The sequence below is a fragment of the Pseudomonas sp. MYb118 genome (assembly GCF_040947875.1).
Taxonomy (GTDB): Bacteria; Pseudomonadota; Gammaproteobacteria; order Pseudomonadales; family Pseudomonadaceae; genus Aquipseudomonas.
Map to the genome: position 1 here is coordinate 347,210 of NZ_JBFRXN010000004.1, position 14,856 is coordinate 362,065.

At 61.7% G+C, this 14,856-nt stretch carries 14 protein-coding genes; 5 read left to right on the forward strand and 9 right to left on the reverse strand.

Annotation, left to right across the window (positions count from 1 at the left end):
- Positions 1 to 6: 6 nt before the first annotated feature.
- Entirely contained in the window at positions 7 to 1,353 is a 1,347-nt protein-coding gene (locus ABVN20_RS27565) for an MFS transporter (RefSeq protein WP_368558956.1), read from the reverse strand.
- A gap of 281 nt (positions 1,354 to 1,634) precedes the next feature.
- Between ABVN20_RS27565 and ABVN20_RS27570 the strand changes: the two genes are divergently transcribed.
- Complete coding sequence (locus ABVN20_RS27570; protein ID WP_368558957.1) at positions 1,635 to 2,351, forward strand: FadR/GntR family transcriptional regulator; 717 nt, start codon at positions 1,635 to 1,637, stop codon at positions 2,349 to 2,351.
- Between the two features lie 13 nt (positions 2,352 to 2,364).
- Here ABVN20_RS27570 and ABVN20_RS27575 read toward each other — a convergent pair whose 3' ends face one another.
- Positions 2,365 to 4,218: a methyl-accepting chemotaxis protein gene (locus tag ABVN20_RS27575; protein ID WP_368559415.1), complete on the reverse strand. Its 1,854-nt coding sequence runs from the start codon at positions 4,216 to 4,218 to the stop codon at positions 2,365 to 2,367.
- Positions 4,219 to 4,508: 290 nt separating this feature from the next.
- Entirely contained in the window at positions 4,509 to 5,423 is a 915-nt protein-coding gene (locus ABVN20_RS27580) for a DMT family transporter (RefSeq protein ID WP_368558958.1), read from the reverse strand.
- A gap of 97 nt (positions 5,424 to 5,520) precedes the next feature.
- Between ABVN20_RS27580 and ABVN20_RS27585 the strand changes: the two genes are divergently transcribed.
- Positions 5,521 to 6,384, forward strand: a complete 864-nt coding sequence (locus ABVN20_RS27585) for a LysR family transcriptional regulator (protein ID WP_368558959.1) — start codon at positions 5,521 to 5,523, stop codon at positions 6,382 to 6,384.
- Positions 6,385 to 6,595: 211 nt separating this feature from the next.
- On the opposite strand, the gene yegQ is transcribed toward ABVN20_RS27585, so the two are convergent.
- Entirely contained in the window at positions 6,596 to 7,921 is a 1,326-nt protein-coding gene (yegQ, locus tag ABVN20_RS27590; protein WP_368558960.1) for a tRNA 5-hydroxyuridine modification protein YegQ, read from the reverse strand.
- 162 nt (positions 7,922 to 8,083) lie between these two features.
- On the opposite strand from yegQ, the gene ABVN20_RS27595 reads away from it, so the two are divergent.
- The gene (locus ABVN20_RS27595) at positions 8,084 to 9,145 is read left to right on the forward strand and encodes an AI-2E family transporter (RefSeq protein ID WP_368558961.1); all 1,062 of its coding nucleotides are present in this window, start codon (positions 8,084 to 8,086) and stop codon (positions 9,143 to 9,145) included.
- Here the strand turns inward: ABVN20_RS27595 and ABVN20_RS27600 are convergent.
- The 3 genes from ABVN20_RS27600 to ABVN20_RS27610 all read right to left on the reverse strand — a co-directional run bounded on the left by ABVN20_RS27600 (position 9,142) and on the right by ABVN20_RS27610 (position 10,725).
- Entirely contained in the window at positions 9,142 to 9,324 is a 183-nt protein-coding gene (locus tag ABVN20_RS27600; protein ID WP_368558962.1) for a hypothetical protein, read from the reverse strand. The two genes, ABVN20_RS27595 and ABVN20_RS27600, sit on opposite strands and share 4 nt — an antisense overlap.
- Before the next feature lie 113 nt (positions 9,325 to 9,437).
- Complete coding sequence (locus tag ABVN20_RS27605; RefSeq protein ID WP_368558963.1) at positions 9,438 to 9,632, reverse strand: hypothetical protein; 195 nt, start codon at positions 9,630 to 9,632, stop codon at positions 9,438 to 9,440.
- Positions 9,633 to 10,374: 742 nt separating this feature from the next.
- Entirely contained in the window at positions 10,375 to 10,725 is a 351-nt protein-coding gene (locus tag ABVN20_RS27610; protein ID WP_368558964.1) for a hypothetical protein, read from the reverse strand.
- 191 nt (positions 10,726 to 10,916) lie between these two features.
- On the opposite strand from ABVN20_RS27610, the gene ABVN20_RS27615 reads away from it, so the two are divergent.
- A complete protein-coding gene (locus tag ABVN20_RS27615) occupies positions 10,917 to 11,735 on the forward strand; it encodes a shikimate 5-dehydrogenase (RefSeq protein WP_368558965.1) in 819 nt (272 codons plus the stop codon).
- Positions 11,736 to 11,868: 133 nt separating this feature from the next.
- Here the strand turns inward: ABVN20_RS27615 and ABVN20_RS27620 are convergent, their stop codons facing one another.
- Positions 11,869 to 12,516, reverse strand: coding sequence for a YceH family protein (locus tag ABVN20_RS27620; RefSeq protein ID WP_368559416.1), 648 nt, complete (start codon positions 12,514 to 12,516; stop codon positions 11,869 to 11,871).
- A 197-nt stretch (positions 12,517 to 12,713) separates the two neighbouring features.
- On the opposite strand from ABVN20_RS27620, the gene ABVN20_RS27625 reads away from it, so the two are divergent.
- A complete protein-coding gene (locus ABVN20_RS27625) occupies positions 12,714 to 13,223 on the forward strand; it encodes a DUF1993 family protein (protein WP_368558966.1) in 510 nt (169 codons plus the stop codon).
- A gap of 160 nt (positions 13,224 to 13,383) precedes the next feature.
- On the opposite strand, the gene sstT is transcribed toward ABVN20_RS27625, so the two are convergent.
- On the reverse strand, positions 13,384 to 14,604 hold the full coding sequence (gene sstT, locus ABVN20_RS27630) for a serine/threonine transporter SstT (protein ID WP_368558967.1): 1,221 nt from the start codon (positions 14,602 to 14,604) through the stop codon (positions 13,384 to 13,386).
- Between the last annotated feature and the right edge of the window lie 252 nt (positions 14,605 to 14,856).

Below are 14,856 nucleotides of genomic sequence, written 5' to 3' on the forward strand. Positions count from 1 at the left end.
CAATGGTCAGGCGTGCTGTGGCGCAGGTTTGTCGGCGGTAACCGGTGAGGCCGCCTTGGGCGTATTGCGGGCGGCGAACACGATGATCGCAGCGATGATCGAGGTGGCGGCCAAGCCGTACAGGCCGCCCTGGATGGAGCCGGTGTGTTGTTCCAGCAGGCCGAAAGTGGTCGGCGCGACGAAGCCGCCGAGGTTGCCCACCGAGTTGATCAGCGCGATCACCCCGGCGGCGATCCGCGCATCCAGGTAGGCCTGGGGGATCGGCCAGAACAGCGACGAGGCCGACTTGAAACCCAGCGCCGCGAAGCAGATCGCCACGAACGCGAAGATCGGCCCGCCGGTGGTGGACATGAACATCCCGGCCGCCGCGATCAGCAGCGCTGCCGCCACCCAGGCCTGCTGGTGCTTCCATTTCGCCGACAGCGAAGCGAAGGCGTACATGCCGACGATCGACAGCAGCCACGGGATCGAGTTGAACAGGCCAACCTGCAAATCGCTGAGCTCGCCCATCTTCTTGATGATGCTCGGCAGCCAGAACGTGGCGGCGTAGATGGTCAGCTGGATGAAGAAGTAGATCAGGCAGAACAGGATGATCTGACGATCCTTGAGCAGCGTGCCCAGGGACGGCTTGACCGGTGTTGCGGCTTCGCGGGCCAGTTGTTCGGCGTCGATGGCCTTGACCAGCGCGTCCTGCTCGGCGCGTTCCAGCCATTTGGCATCGTGGGGTCTGGAGTCCAGCCAGAACCAGACGAATACGCACAGGCACACCGAGAACATGCCCTCGATGAAGTACATCCATTGCCAGCCATGCATGCCCAGGCCGTTGATTTGCAGGAGCAGCCCGGACAGCGGCCCGGAGATCAGCGACGCCACGGCCGAACCACTGAGGAAGATCGCGATGGCCTTGCCACGCTCGACCCCGGGCAGCCAGCGGGTGAAGTAGTAGATCACCCCGGGAAAGAACCCGGCCTCGGCCACGCCCAGCAGAAAACGCAGGATGTAGAAGTGGGTTTCGTTCTGGATGAACGCCATGCCGGCGGCGACCAGGCCCCAGGTCAGCATGATGCGGGTCAGCCAGATTCGCGCGCCGACTTTTTGCAGGAGCAGGTTGGAGGGCACTTCGAACAGCGCGTAACCAATGAAGAACAGGCCGGCACCGAGGCCGTACGCGGCGGCGCCAATGCCCAGGTCGTGTTCCATGTGGGTGCGTACGAAACCGATGTTCACCCGATCAATGTAATTGACGATGAACATGATCACGAACAGCGGCAGGACGTGGCGTTTCACTTTGGCGATGGCGGATTGCAGGACCGGATCGGTGCCGTCGTGCATCCCGGTGAGGGGTGTTTTCACTTGGTTGTCTCCCACTGATTATTTTTATGCGGGGTGTTGCCGGGTGCTGCGTTGTTGCGAGACATCATACAACTGCATTTTTTCGTTCCGCAAGCGGTGTAGCCCTTGAAATAGGCGACTTTTTCGGGATTTATGATTTTTTGCGCGCTTTTTTGTCGGTGGTTTTTGCGGGGATTTGTCGAAGTTGTTGAGTGTTGTCATACAAGTTGGTGAGTGTTTGTAGCAGCTTCCGTTCATCCGCAGTGCTACGCTTGCGCCCATTGCGTTCCCGGATGAGCCCCATGCAAGAAGACCTCGACGCGCCTGCCCGCAAGCGCACCCACAACCTGGCCCACGACCTGGTCGCCAAGCTGACCCAGAGCATCCTGCTCGGGCAGATGCTGCCGGGGGACAAGTTGCCGTCGGAGAACAGCATCGTCGCCGAGCATGGCGTCAGTCGTACGGTGGTGCGCGAGGCGATCTCGAAATTGCAGGCGTCGGGGTTGGTGGAGACGCGCCACGGCATCGGCACCTTCGTCATCGAACGGGCGCCGGAGCAGGGCTTGCGGCTCAACGTCGATACTGCCCTGGGCGTGCGCAGCATTCTGGAATTGCGCCTGGGTCTGGAAACCCAGGCGGCGGCCCTGGCTGCGCAGCGGCGCACCGACCTGCAACTGGCGCAGATGCGTCAGGCCCTGGATGACTATCAAAGCCTGCTGGCCAATAACGACAGTTGCGTGGAGGCCGACCGGCGCTTTCACCTGTTGATCGCCGAGGCCACCGGCAATGTCTGTTTCAGCGAAATCATGCAGCACCTGGGCAACGCCATGATTCCCCGGACCCGGGTCAACGCTGCCGAACGCGGCGCCACCGACCTGAGCAAGCTCGGGCAGTTGGCCAACCTCGAACACGAGGCCATCCTCAATGCCATCCGGCGCCAGGATGCGGATGCGGCGCGGGCGGCCATGTGGCTGCACCTGACCAACAGCCGCGACCGTTTTCTCGCCGGCCGCGACTGACGGGCACTGACAGCTAGGCCATCTTGAAGCGGCTGACCAGTTGTTGCTGGTACTCGGCCAGGCGCGCCAGTTCCTGGCTGGTGATGGCCGTCTGCTCGGCACCGGCACTCACCTGAATCACCAGGTCGTTGATCTCGTTGACGTTGCGATTGATGTCTTCCGACACCGCGCTCTGTTCCTCGGCGGCCGAGGCGATCTGGATGTTGCGGTCATTGATGCGGGCGACGCCTTCGGCAATCTCCCCCAGCAATTGCCCGGCGCGCTCCACTTTGCTCGCGCCGTCCTGGGCCTTGTCCAGGGTTTCCTGCATGGAAATCACCGCGTGATCCGAGCCGGCCTGCAGGTTAGTGATCATTTGCTGGATATTGCCGGTGGATTCCTGGGTTTTCTGCGCCAGGGTGCGCACCTCCGAGGCCACCACTGCAAAGCCGCGACCGAATTCCCCGGCCCGTGCCGCCTCGATGGCCGCGTTCAGCGCCAGCAGGTTGGTCTGTTCGGCGATGCCGCGAATGACGTCGAGCACCGAGGAAATCGCATGGCTTTCATCCTTGAGGTTGCCAATGATCTGCGCGGTGTCTTCGGCCTGGTCGGACAACTGGCGAATCAGGCTGATGGTGCTTTCGATCTCGGCGCGGCCTTGCTCGGTGCTGAGGTTGACCTGGCGTGACATCTGCGCGGCGTCGTTGGTGCTTTGCGCGACCTCGCGCACCGTGGCGCTCATTTCGTTGATCGCGGTGGCCACCTGTTCGGTGCCCTGGCGTTGCTGATCGACACTCTTGCTGGTCTGGATCGTCACCGCCGAAGACTCTTCCGCCGCCGTGGCCACTTGCGCGGTGGCGTTGCCGATTTCTTCGACGATGCCGCGGATTTCTTCGGCCATGCGATTGAGGTTGAGGGAGATCTGCCCGAATTCATCGTGGCTTTCATAGGTGGCGCGGGCCGTGAGGTCACGCTGGGCCAGGCCGTCCAGCACCCGGTTGACGTCGCTGACCGCCAGATTGATGGTGCGGATGATGAAGTAAGAGAGCAGGGCCACCACCAGCAACGAAATGACCATCGCGCCAACCGTCAGCCACAGCGCGCGGCTGGCGATGTCGCGCTCATGCATGGCCAGGCTGCTCACGCTCTGGCTCAGCACTTCTTCCACCTGGCCCATCAGGTCGATGCGCTCGGTCGATGTTTGAAACCACATCTGCGGCCTGATGTTCAACGCTTGCCCCAGCGGCACTTCAAACGCCAGCCGATGCAACCTGTCGACTTCGAGGGCGATGGGGCTCTGCATCTGTTCATCGAACTGTTTCAGCGAAGCGGGCGGGGCCTTGCGGCGGAACGCATCGGAATAAGCGGAGAACTCACCCAGGTTGCTGCTGAAGCGCGACAACAGGTTTTCGTCGAAGTAGCCCTGGTTGAACACCAGGCCGAGCAATACCCGGTCGCGTCCGGCCCGCTCTTTCATTTCGATGAACTGATTGAGCGCGCTCAGCGCGTGAATCACGCTGGCATTGTTGACGCTGGCTTCCAGCGAGTGGGTAAAGCCGATGAGGGTCTTGATGATCCGCGTGTAGTGCTCGCCCGATGCCGTACCGCTCAGGCGCAATGCGTCCACTTGCGCGCGAACGGCTGGCAGTTCTTCCAGGGCACGCACGGCCTCGATCAGCTGGGCATTGTCCTGTCCGGGCAGGGCGTGCACGGCGTCGACCGACAGGTTCGAACTGGTGCGCATCTGCGTCAGCTGATCCGCCATGCTCTTGCCGCCGCTGCCCAGGTATACGCCCGTGGCGCCTCGTTCGCGTTGCAGGGCAGTGATCAACTGGCTCAGCTTCTGCGCGGTGGCGCTGGCAGTGACCGTGGTGTTCATGTCACGCAGCGTGGTTTAGTTGCTGGAAACGAACAGGCCGGACAGCAGGAGAAACCCGAGCAGCGGCAGTGCAAGAATCAACAGCAGTTTCAAACGTAGCGGGGCGTTTTTGAGCATGGCCCTTGAACCTCATTCCAATTAAATTCGTTGAGGCGCCAGGTTGTCGAATTGCTGTTTTTATCTGCGCACATCTCCACCGGATGGTAATGGAACGGCCAAGTGCTATCGCCTTGAATCTGGCGCCAAAAGTTTGTTTGAGGCGCCAATATCCAGTTGCCTTGATGTGGATCAGCAAACGGTCATTTATCGCAGGCAGTCGTTGAGTTCATGACCAGCGGCTTGCGTTCCAGATTCAGCGCCAGCACGCTGATCAGCACCACCAGTGCGCCGACGAAGATCATCAGGGTGGGCCGCTCGCCCAGAGCAACGGACGCCATGGCCATGGCCGTCGGTGGCACCAGATACAGCGTCATCGTCGCCCGGCTCAGGTCGACGTGCGACAGCACGAATGCCCAGGCGAGGTAGGCCAGGGCACTGGGAAACAACCCCAGCGCCAGCACCGCCAGTTGCACATGGGTCGGAGCCGCGAGCACCTGCGCGCTCAGCCCCGGCAGGTACACCAACAGCAACGCCGTCCCCGACCACACCGTGTAGCAGACCAGCGTCAGCCCGTTGTACCGCCGGCAATGGTGTTTCTGCAGGGCGAAGTAAATGCTCCAGGACAACGCGGCCAGCAGGATCAACAGGCCGTGGGCGTCGATGTCGCCAAAACCGCGATCACCGGCGACCACGATCATCACGCCGATCAGCCCGAGCAACACGCAACCCCAGCGCCAGGGGCTGACGTTGTCCTTGAACACGAACCGCGCCAGCAATGTGCTGAACAGCGGCACCGATTGCGCCAGGACACTCGACGCACCAGCGCTGACCCCTTGCTGGCCGAAATTGATCGCCACGTGATGCAGGCTGACGGCGAAAAAGCCCAGGCCGAACAGCAATGGCAAGTCGCGCAGGCGTGGCAGGCTGATGCCTTTGATCAGCGCGATCAGGGCCATGAACACCGAGGCCACCAGAAAACGCAGCAGCGCCAGGTGCACCGGGTCGTAGGCTTGCAGGCCAATGTGAATGCCGCTGGGGGAATACCCCCAGCACGCCACGACGAACGCCATGGCCAGGATGATCTTGATTGGGGAGGGGCTTGTGAGCGCTTGCATGAGGTCGGCACCGATAGGCAGGTACTGCGAGTATCGGAACCCTGACCGTTCGCCACAACTGACTTATACTGCGTCAATTATTCACTTTGGATGACGTATGGAGCTGGCGCAGATTCGCATGTTCAAGACCGTTGCCGACGTCGGCAGCATCGCCCGTGCGGCCGAGTTGTTGCATTGCGTGCCGTCGAACATCACCGCGCGGATCAAGGCGCTGGAAGCGGAGCTGGGTGTTGCGCTGTTCCTGCGTGAAGGCCGCGGGCTGCGCATCAGTCCGTCGGGGCAGACGTTTCTGGCCTATGCCGAAAGAATCCTGGCCCTGACGGCCGAGGCCAAACGCGCCCTGGACCCTGCGGCCGAGCCGTCCGGCCCGCTGCGCATCGGCGCCATCGAGTCTTCGGCCACCGGCCGTTTGCCGCGCCTGCTGGCCAAGTTCCACAAGCGCTATCCGGCCGTGGCGCTGGAATTGACCACCGGCAGTTGGGGCCAGTTGCTCGATGACACCCTCAGCCATCGCCTCGACGGCGCCATCGTGGCGGTGGACGTCGAGCGCTCGCACCTCAAGCGCACGCCGATGTACCGCGAAGAGTTGCTGCTGATCGCCTCGACCTCCCTGGGACCGGTGCGCGACATCGCCGACTTGCAGGACAAGACCGTGTTCATGTGGCCCCAGGGCTGCCCGTATCGTGCGGCGCTGGAGCATTGGCTGTTACGCCAGGGGCAGGCGCTGCCGATTGTCAGCCTGGCCAGCTACGGCGCGATCGTCGGTTGCGTGAGTGCGGGGGCAGGGGTGGCACTGGTGCCCAAGGGCGTGTTCGACCAGTACGCCAAGGGCGCCGGTTGCGCGGGCTATGAATTCCCGGACCTGACGGCCATCGACAACCTGTTTTACTGGCACGAAAACGCCGGGGTTCACCCAGCGCGGGAGGCGTTTGTGGCGATGTTGCGGGAGGAGTTTGCCTGAGCTCTGGCACCTGGACTTGTAGGAGCGAGCTTGCTCGCGATGGCGGTGTATCTGCTGACAATTATGTCGACTGACACGCCGTCATCGCGAGCAAGCTCGCTCCTACAGGTCAGGTGTGTCAGTCGACAACATCGTTTCTGGTACACCGCCATCGCGAGCAAGCCCGCTCCCACAGATGGATTTTTCCCCCAGTCAGGTTCCGGGCGGTGAATCAGGTTTTTGCCACATCCCGCATCAACAACCCAAACTGCAAGTCCACCGCATCCGGAATCGGCAGGTACACCGTGTGGCCATCCCCCGGTGCCACGTCGATGGCCTGGCCCTTGATGTCGTGCAATTGGTGCAGATCGAAATGGAAATTGCCCTTGGGGGTCATCAGTTCCATGTGATCGCCCAGGGCAAAGCGGTTCTTCACCTTGACCTCGGCCAGTCGATCACGGCGTAAACCGGTCAGTTCACCGACGAACTGCTGGCGCTCGGACACCGAGCTGCCGTTCTGGTAGTTCTGATACTCATCATGCACATGTCGGCGCAGGAAACCTTCGGTGTACCCGCGCTGGGCGAGGGATTCCAGGTCGGTCATCAGGCTGCGGTCGAATTCGCGCCCGGCTACGGCGTCGTCGATGGCCCGACGGTAGACCTGGGTGGTGCGCGCGCAATAGAAGTGCGATTTGGTCCGGCCTTCGATTTTCAGCGAGTGCACGCCCATGCGGGTCAGGCGCTCGACATGCTGCACGGCGCGCAAGTCCTTGGCGTTCATGATGTAGGTGCCGTGCTCGTCCTCGAAGGCCGGCATCAGCTCGTCCGGGCGATTGGCTTCCTGCAACAGGAACACCTGGTCGGTGGGGGCGCCAATGCCCAGGGTCGGTTGCGGTTCGAAGGTTTGCACGATATCGCCGACGGCGTTTTCCGTGGCTTCCTGCGCCGTGTATTTCCAGCGACAGGCGTTGGTGCAGGTGCCCTGGTTGGCGTCGCGTTTGTTCATGTAACCCGACAGCAGGCAGCGCCCGGAGTAAGCCATGCACAACGCGCCGTGGACAAACACTTCCAGCTCCATGGCCGGCACCTGCTGGCGGATTTCGTCGATTTCCTCCAGCGACAGTTCCCGCGACAGGATGATCCGGCTTACCCCCTGCAACTGCCAGAATTCGACACTCGCCCAGTTGACCGTATTGGCCTGCACCGACAGGTGGATCGGCATCTGCGGGAAGTGCCGGCGCACCAGCATGATCAGGCCGGGGTCGGACATGATCAGGGCATCCGGCGCCATGGCGATCACCGGTTCCAGGTCCTTGAGGAAGGTCTTGAGCTTGGCATTGTGCGGCGCGATGTTGACCACCACGTAAAAACGCTTGCCCTGGGCCTGGGCCTCGCGGATACCGAGTGCGAGGTTGGCGTGATCGAATTCGTTGTTGCGCACCCGCAGGCTGTAGCGCGGCTGGCCGGCGTACACCGCATCGGCGCCGTAGGCGAAGGCGTAGCGCATGTTTTTCAGGGTGCCGGCGGGGGCGAGCAGTTCGGGCGTGGCGAGGGTCATGAGCGTGTCGATCGCAAAAGCCGGGCAGGGTAACGGCCTTGCCCGCGGGTTTCATTGATCTGGATCTATGCTTGATGAACAAACGGATGGCACTCGCGCGAACCGTGGCGGACTAAGCATCAGGGCGCGACCTGCGTCGCTTTGGACTGGCATGGATCGGACATGAACGAACAGACGGTACACAACAAATCACTGGTGATCCTGCTCGGGCTGGTCACGGCGGCTTTTATCTGGATTCTGCTGCCCTTCTACGGGGCGGTGTTCTGGGCGGTGATCCTCGGGATCCTCTTTGCGCCCATGCAGCGGCGCCTGCAACTGAAGCTGGGCTGGCAACGCAACTTCACATCGGCGCTGACCCTGGGCATCTGCCTGGTCATCGCGATTCTGCCGATGATCATCCTCGGCATCCTGCTGGTCCAGGAAGGGACGGCGGTGTACAAGCGCATCGAAAGTGGCGAGCTGGATATCGCCGGTTATGTCACGCATTTCAAGCACAGCTTGCCGGCGTACTTTCAGCACCTGCTGGATCGGGCCGGCCTGGGCGAGCTGGAGGGGTTGCGCGAGAAAATCGTCAAAAGTGCGGTGAGCGGCAATGAATTCATCACCAGCCAGGCCTTCAGCTTCGGCCAGGGCACGTTCGATTTCCTGGTGAGCTTCTTCATCATGCTCTACCTGCTGTTCTTTTTTCTGCGCGACGGCGCCGAGCTGGCGCGCAAGATGCGCACCGCAGTTCCGCTGGAGGAACACCAGAAGCGTCGTTTGCAGCTCAAGTTCAATCGCGTGGTGCGGGCCACGGTCAAGGGCAACCTGGTGGTGGCCATGACGCAAGGCGCGCTGGGCGGGCTGATTTTCTGGTTTCTCGATATTCCCAGTGCATTGCTCTGGGCTGTGCTGATGGCGTTTCTGTCACTGTTGCCGGCGGTCGGTGCGGGGATCGTCTGGGCGCCGGTGGCAGTGTTTTTCCTGTTCAGCGGGGCGATCTGGCAGGGTGTGGTGCTGGGGCTGTTCGGGGTGTTCGTGATCGGCCTGGTGGACAACGTGCTGCGCCCGATTCTGGTGGGCAAGGACACCAAGATGCCGGACTACCTGATTCTCATCTCGACCCTGGGCGGCCTGGCGATTTTCGGGCTCAACGGCTTCGTCATCGGGCCGCTGATCGCGGCGCTGTTCATGTCGAGCTGGTCGATCTTCATCGAAACCAAACCGCGGGTGCTGCTGCCCTAGGCGCTGAAACGCTCGGTGTCGAGGCGTTGCGACAAGGCTTTGGCGGCGTTGAGCGAAGTGAGCGGGCCGCTGATTGGCTCGCCGTCCTGCATCAGATACCAGCAGGCGAGCAGGCCCAGTTCTCTGAGCGAGGCGGGAACGGCGCTGCCGATAACGGACATGATTTTGACCTGGGACATAAGTACCTCCATCAATCTATGGAGCTACTTTATGAGCCTCGCGCTTGAACGAGAAATCAACGCTTTCAATAGTGGTCATTGACGCGAGTGAGGCCAAGCGACCGTCTGTCGGGTCAGTCGACCACCAGGTCCAGCAAATGCACCACTTCCTGTTCGTTGAGCAGGCCTTTGCGCACCAGGTTCTCCGCCATCAGCGAAAGAAACTTGGCGCTGCGGTGACCTTCCAGCTGTTTGAGCTCGGTCAGGGCGCTGTACACCTTGCCTGAGGTGCACAAGCTGATGTCGCGATGCGGATTCTGTGTGGGCATGAGCGCGTCCTTGTTGTTATCAAGCTGTTATTGACGGACAGGTTCCAGCTTGCGGATCTGTCATGACAAAAATATGACTGCCTTACCGGATCGGCATTGTCCCGATAGCGACCTCGACGAAAGGTATACAGACTTCCCTGTGGGAGCGGGCTTGCTCGCGATGGCGGCCTTCGACTTTGTACATATCCGTTGTTGCGGTAACGGCCGGGCTCCTGTGGGAGCGAGCCTGCTCGCGATGGCGGTCTTACGGCGTACATATCCATTGCAGCGGTCACGGCCGCTTATGGTTTCGCCCTTACGGCGACTCACTTTTTTTACAAGCGCCTAAAAAAAGTAAGCAAAAAAACGCTCGCCCCAGCGTACGGCCCCTCGCTGGCGCTCGGGGTTCCTTCGCTCCGGCATCCATCCGGGGACATCGCCTCCGGTTTGCTTCGCTGCACCTCCTCTCGATGTGTGCGGCTGCGCCGCACGGCGCTGCGCGCCTTCTCCCCGGATGAATGCCTCCACTCAGCCTGCCGAAGGGGCGGGTGGATCAAGAGCAAGATCAAAAGCAGGATCAAGAGCCTGCTGTTTCCCTCTGTAGGAGCGAGCATGCTCGCGATGGTCGTTAACGATGACGCGGGCTGTCTGATGCCCCGCGGTGTTCTTGCAACCATCGCGAGCAAGCTCGCTCCTACAGGGGGAGGTGGTGCGCTCGACAGGCATAAAAAAGCCCTGCTATCAGGCAGGGCTTTTGGGGCTGTTACCACCGGCCGTAACCATGGGGTGGGCCGTAGTAGCCGCGGGGTGGGCCGTAGTAGACCGGGGCAGGGCGGTAGTAGATCGGTTGCTGTACGTACACCGGTGCCGGTTGGTAATAGACCGGTGGGGGCGGTGGTGCGTAGTAGACCGGGGCCGGTTGTGCGTATACGGGCTGCGGTGCGACGTAGACCGGTCGGTTGCTGTTGATGATGGCCGAGCCGACAATGGCCGAGCCAACGATCGCGCCAAATACCGCCGGGCCTTGCCAACCGCCACCGCCATGCGCCTCTGCCTGCCCTGCGACAGCCAGAGCGCCGATCAGCAAGGCAGCTGCGGGGATTTTACGGATCATGATAATTCCTCGGTTCTTCAACCCGATGCCTGTGTCTGCGATAGACCCAGGAATAGTCTCGGGGATACCTATAAGACAACGGTTTCTGAAAATTCTGCACAGCCGTTGGGTAAATTTTGTGTAAGGTCTGTACCGGCTTGCTTACCGTCGTGCTGCCTTGGGCAGGCGCGTTCTCACGAAGGAGATGTCTGATGCAGATGAACCCCAACAAAGACACCCAATTGTGCATGTCCCTGTCGGGGCGTCCGGGCAATTTCGGCCTGCGCTTTCACAATCATCTGTACGAGCAGTTGGGCCTGAATTTTTATTACAAGGCTTTCAGCAGCCAGGACCTGACCGGCGCCGTTGGTGGTATCCGGGCGCTGGGCATCCGTGGCTGCGGCGTGTCGATGCCGTTCAAGGAAGACTGCATCGCGCTGGTCGATGAGCTGGACGCCTCGGCTGCGGCCATTGCCTCGATCAACACCATCGTCAACACCAACGGTCACCTCAAGGCCTACAACACTGACTACATCGCCATCGCCCAACTGCTGGACACCCACCAGGTGCCCAAGGAATCGACCTTTGCCCTGCGCGGCAGCGGTGGCATGGCCAAGGCCGTGGCCAGTGCCCTGCGCGATGGTGGCTACCAGAACGGTCTGATCGTCGCCCGCAACGAGCGCGCGGGGCAGGCGCTGGCGCAATCCCTGGGGTATGAATGGCAGGCTGAACTGGGCGAGCGGCGTCCGCACATGCTGATCAACGTGACGCCGATCGGCATGACGGGCGGCGCCGAGGCCGATCAACTGGCGTTCGAGGCCCAGGCGATCGAGGCGGCGCAGACGGTTTTCGATGTGGTGGCGATTCCTTCGGAAACCCCGCTGATCGTGCGGGCGCGGGCTGAAGGTAAAAAGGTGATCACCGGCCTGGAAGTGATTGCGATCCAGGCGCTGGAGCAGTTCGTGCTGTACACCGGTGTGCGGCCGACGGTTGAGCAGTTCGAGAAGGCGGTGGCGTTTGCTCGGGGGTGATTCTGCCTGGTAGTGATGCGGTGGCTGTCCTGGCCTCATCGCGAGCAGGCTCGCTCCCACAGGGATCACCAATAGCCTGTGGGAGCGGGCTTGCCCGCGATGGGGCCAGAACAGTCAACATCAGACCATCAGGCTATTCCAACCGCGCCAACCGCTCCTCCAGCGCCGCAATCCGCGCTTCCAGCTCTTCGATCCGCTCCAGCGAAACACCGCCACCGGCGCTGCGCTCGGTCGGGTTCTGGCGGGCGGCGAGGATCGCTTCGATGTCCGCCGGATCGCCCAGGGCGTGGGTGTAACGGTCTTCTCGCTGCCCGGCCTGGCGCGGGATCAGTACAGCCAGGCCGCGGGCGATCAGGCGCTCGAGCTGGTGCACCACCTGCTCGGCGTCCTCGAAATCATGCATGCGCCCGCTGCGGGTCAGCAGCTCGTTGACCGTCTGCGGCCCGCGCAGGAACATCAGCCCGGTGAGAATCACCTGCGCCGGCACCAGTTCCAGCGCCTTGTCGACCTTGTGCTCCCAGCGGTCGGCGCGGCTGCCCATCACCAGTTTGGCGAAACCCCGGCCTTCGAGGGCGCGCAGGCTCTGGCCGACCTGGCCCTGGGTGAGGTTCATCACCGGTTCCCGGCTGGTTTTCTGGTTGCAGGCGATCACCAGCGCATTGAGTGTCAGCGGATAGGTTTCCGGGCTGGTGGCCTGTTTCTCGATCAGCGACCCCAGGATGCGGATTTCCGTGCTGTTGAGCCGTGGCTCGTCGAACGTGGTTTCTTGCTCACTCATGATGCTGCGTCCTTACCCCGATTCATAATCTGATCCTGCTGGCATGCACTTTAGATGGGCGCGCGCCAATGGCAACCGAATTCGGTCATCAAAACGCCATTGTTGCATGACTTTATTTTTACCCGCAGGCGAGCGCCGCAAGGATCGCACCTCGCTATAATCGCTCCCACGTTTCACTCCTGTCATCACACGAGACTGCCATGACCATTTCCCTGTACGACGCTTCCGTCCCGGTTTTCAAGCAAATGCTCACCGCCCTGAGCGACGTCCTGCATAAGGCCGAAGCCCACGCCACGGCGAAGAATATCGACGCCAACGCCTTCCTGCAGGCGCGCCTGTACCCGGACATGTTCCCGCTGGTGCGTCAGGTGCAGATCGCCGTTGATTTCGCCAAGGGCGTTTCCTCGCGCCTGGCCGAAGTCGAAGTGCCGAAGTACGACGATACCGAAACCACCTTCGCCGAGCTGCAAGCGCTGCTGACCAAGGTCCTGGCCTACATCGGCGAGATCAAACCCGAGCAGATCAATGGCAAGGAAGGCATCGAGATCGTCACCCGTCCGGGCACGCCGAAAGAGAAGCGCTTCTCCGGCCAGGCCTACCTGCTGACCTACGGCCTGCCGCAGTTCTTCTTCCACGTCACCACCGCCTACGCGCTGCTGCGCCACAATGGTGTGGAAGTGGGCAAGCGCGACTATATGGGGGCGTTCTAATCGCAACCCTGTAGGTGTAGGAGCGAGCTTGCTCGCGATAAAGGTTCAGGCACCGCGGTGTGTCAGGCCGTCAGCGTTATCGTTGACGTCCAATCGCGAGCAAGCTCGCTCCTACAGAAACCGCAGCCAATTGGCTGCGGTTTTTTTTCATCCGTGCAATCTACGCCTTCTGCTCTTCACCCAGGCAAGCCGCCGCCGTGAACAGCACGTCGGTGGAGGAGTTCAGCGCCGTCTCCGCCGAGTCCTGCAATACACCGATGATGAAGCCGACCGCCACCACCTGCATGGCGATTTCGCTGGGGATGCCGAACAGGCTGCACGCCAATGGAATCAGCAGCAACGAGCCGCCGGCCACGCCCGAGGCGCCGCAGGCGCAAATGGCCGCGACGACGCTGAGCAGGATGGCGGTGGGGATGTCCACGGCGATGCCCAGGGTATTCACCGCCGCCAGGGTCAGCACGGTGATGGTGATTGCCGCGCCCGCCATGTTGATGGTCGCGCCCAGCGGGATCGACACCGAGTAGGTGTCTTCATGCAGACCCAGGCGTTTGCTCAGTTCCAGATTGACCGGGATGTTCGCCGCCGAGCTGCGGGTGAAGAAGGCGGTGATGCCGCTTTCGCGCAGGCACATGATCACCAGCGGGTAAGGGTTGCGGCGCAGTTTCCAGAACACGATCAGCGGGTTCATCACCAGCGCCACGAACAGCATGCAGCCCAGCAGCACCAGCAGCAGTTGCGCATAGCCGACCAGGGCGCCGAAGCCGGAGGTGGCGAGGGTCGAGGCCACCAGGCCGAAAATCCCCAGGGGCGCAAAACGGATCACCAGACGCACGATCAGGGTGATGCCATTGGACAGGTCATCCAGTACCTGGCGGGTGGTGTCGCCGGCGTGGCGAATGGCGACGCCCATGCCGATGGCCCAGGCCAGGATGCCGATGAAGTTGGCGTTGATCAGGGCACTGACCGGGTTGTCCACCACGCTCAGCAGCAGGCTTTGCAGCACTTCACTGATGCCGCCCGGTGCCGTGACGGCAACGTCCTGGGTGCTCAGCACCAGGCTGGACGGGAACATCATGCTGGCCACGACCGCGACCACCGCCGCGCCAAAGGTGCCGAGCAGGTACAGGAACAGAATCGGGCGGATGTGGGTTTCCTGGCCGTGCTTGTGGTTGGCGATGGACGCCATGACCAGCACGAACACCAGGATCGGCGCGACGGCCTTGAGCGCCGCGACGAACACCTTGCCGATGAACGCCGTGGATTTGGCCGCGTCCGGCGCCAGCAGCGCCAGGGCAATGCCGGCGATCAGGCCGATGATGATTTGCGAAACCAGGCTCAAGCCTTTCAAGCGTTGCAGCAGTGAAGGGGGTGAAGCAGTCATAACACAACATCTCTGATTGATAGGGCGCGGGGGGTGTTGCGACATCGAGGCCAATCACTGGCTGATGGACAGGGTTTGAAAATCGCAGGGCGCGGATTTTATCACAGCGTCTGTAGTCTTCCGCTGTCAGACCTGTGGCCAACTGTCGCCCGATCGAGCAAGTCGATTTGCAGGTTCGTGCAACCATGTGAAGGCACAGTCTGTTAACATCGGCCATCCTCATTTTCATCATTGCCAGTGGGCCTTCGGGCT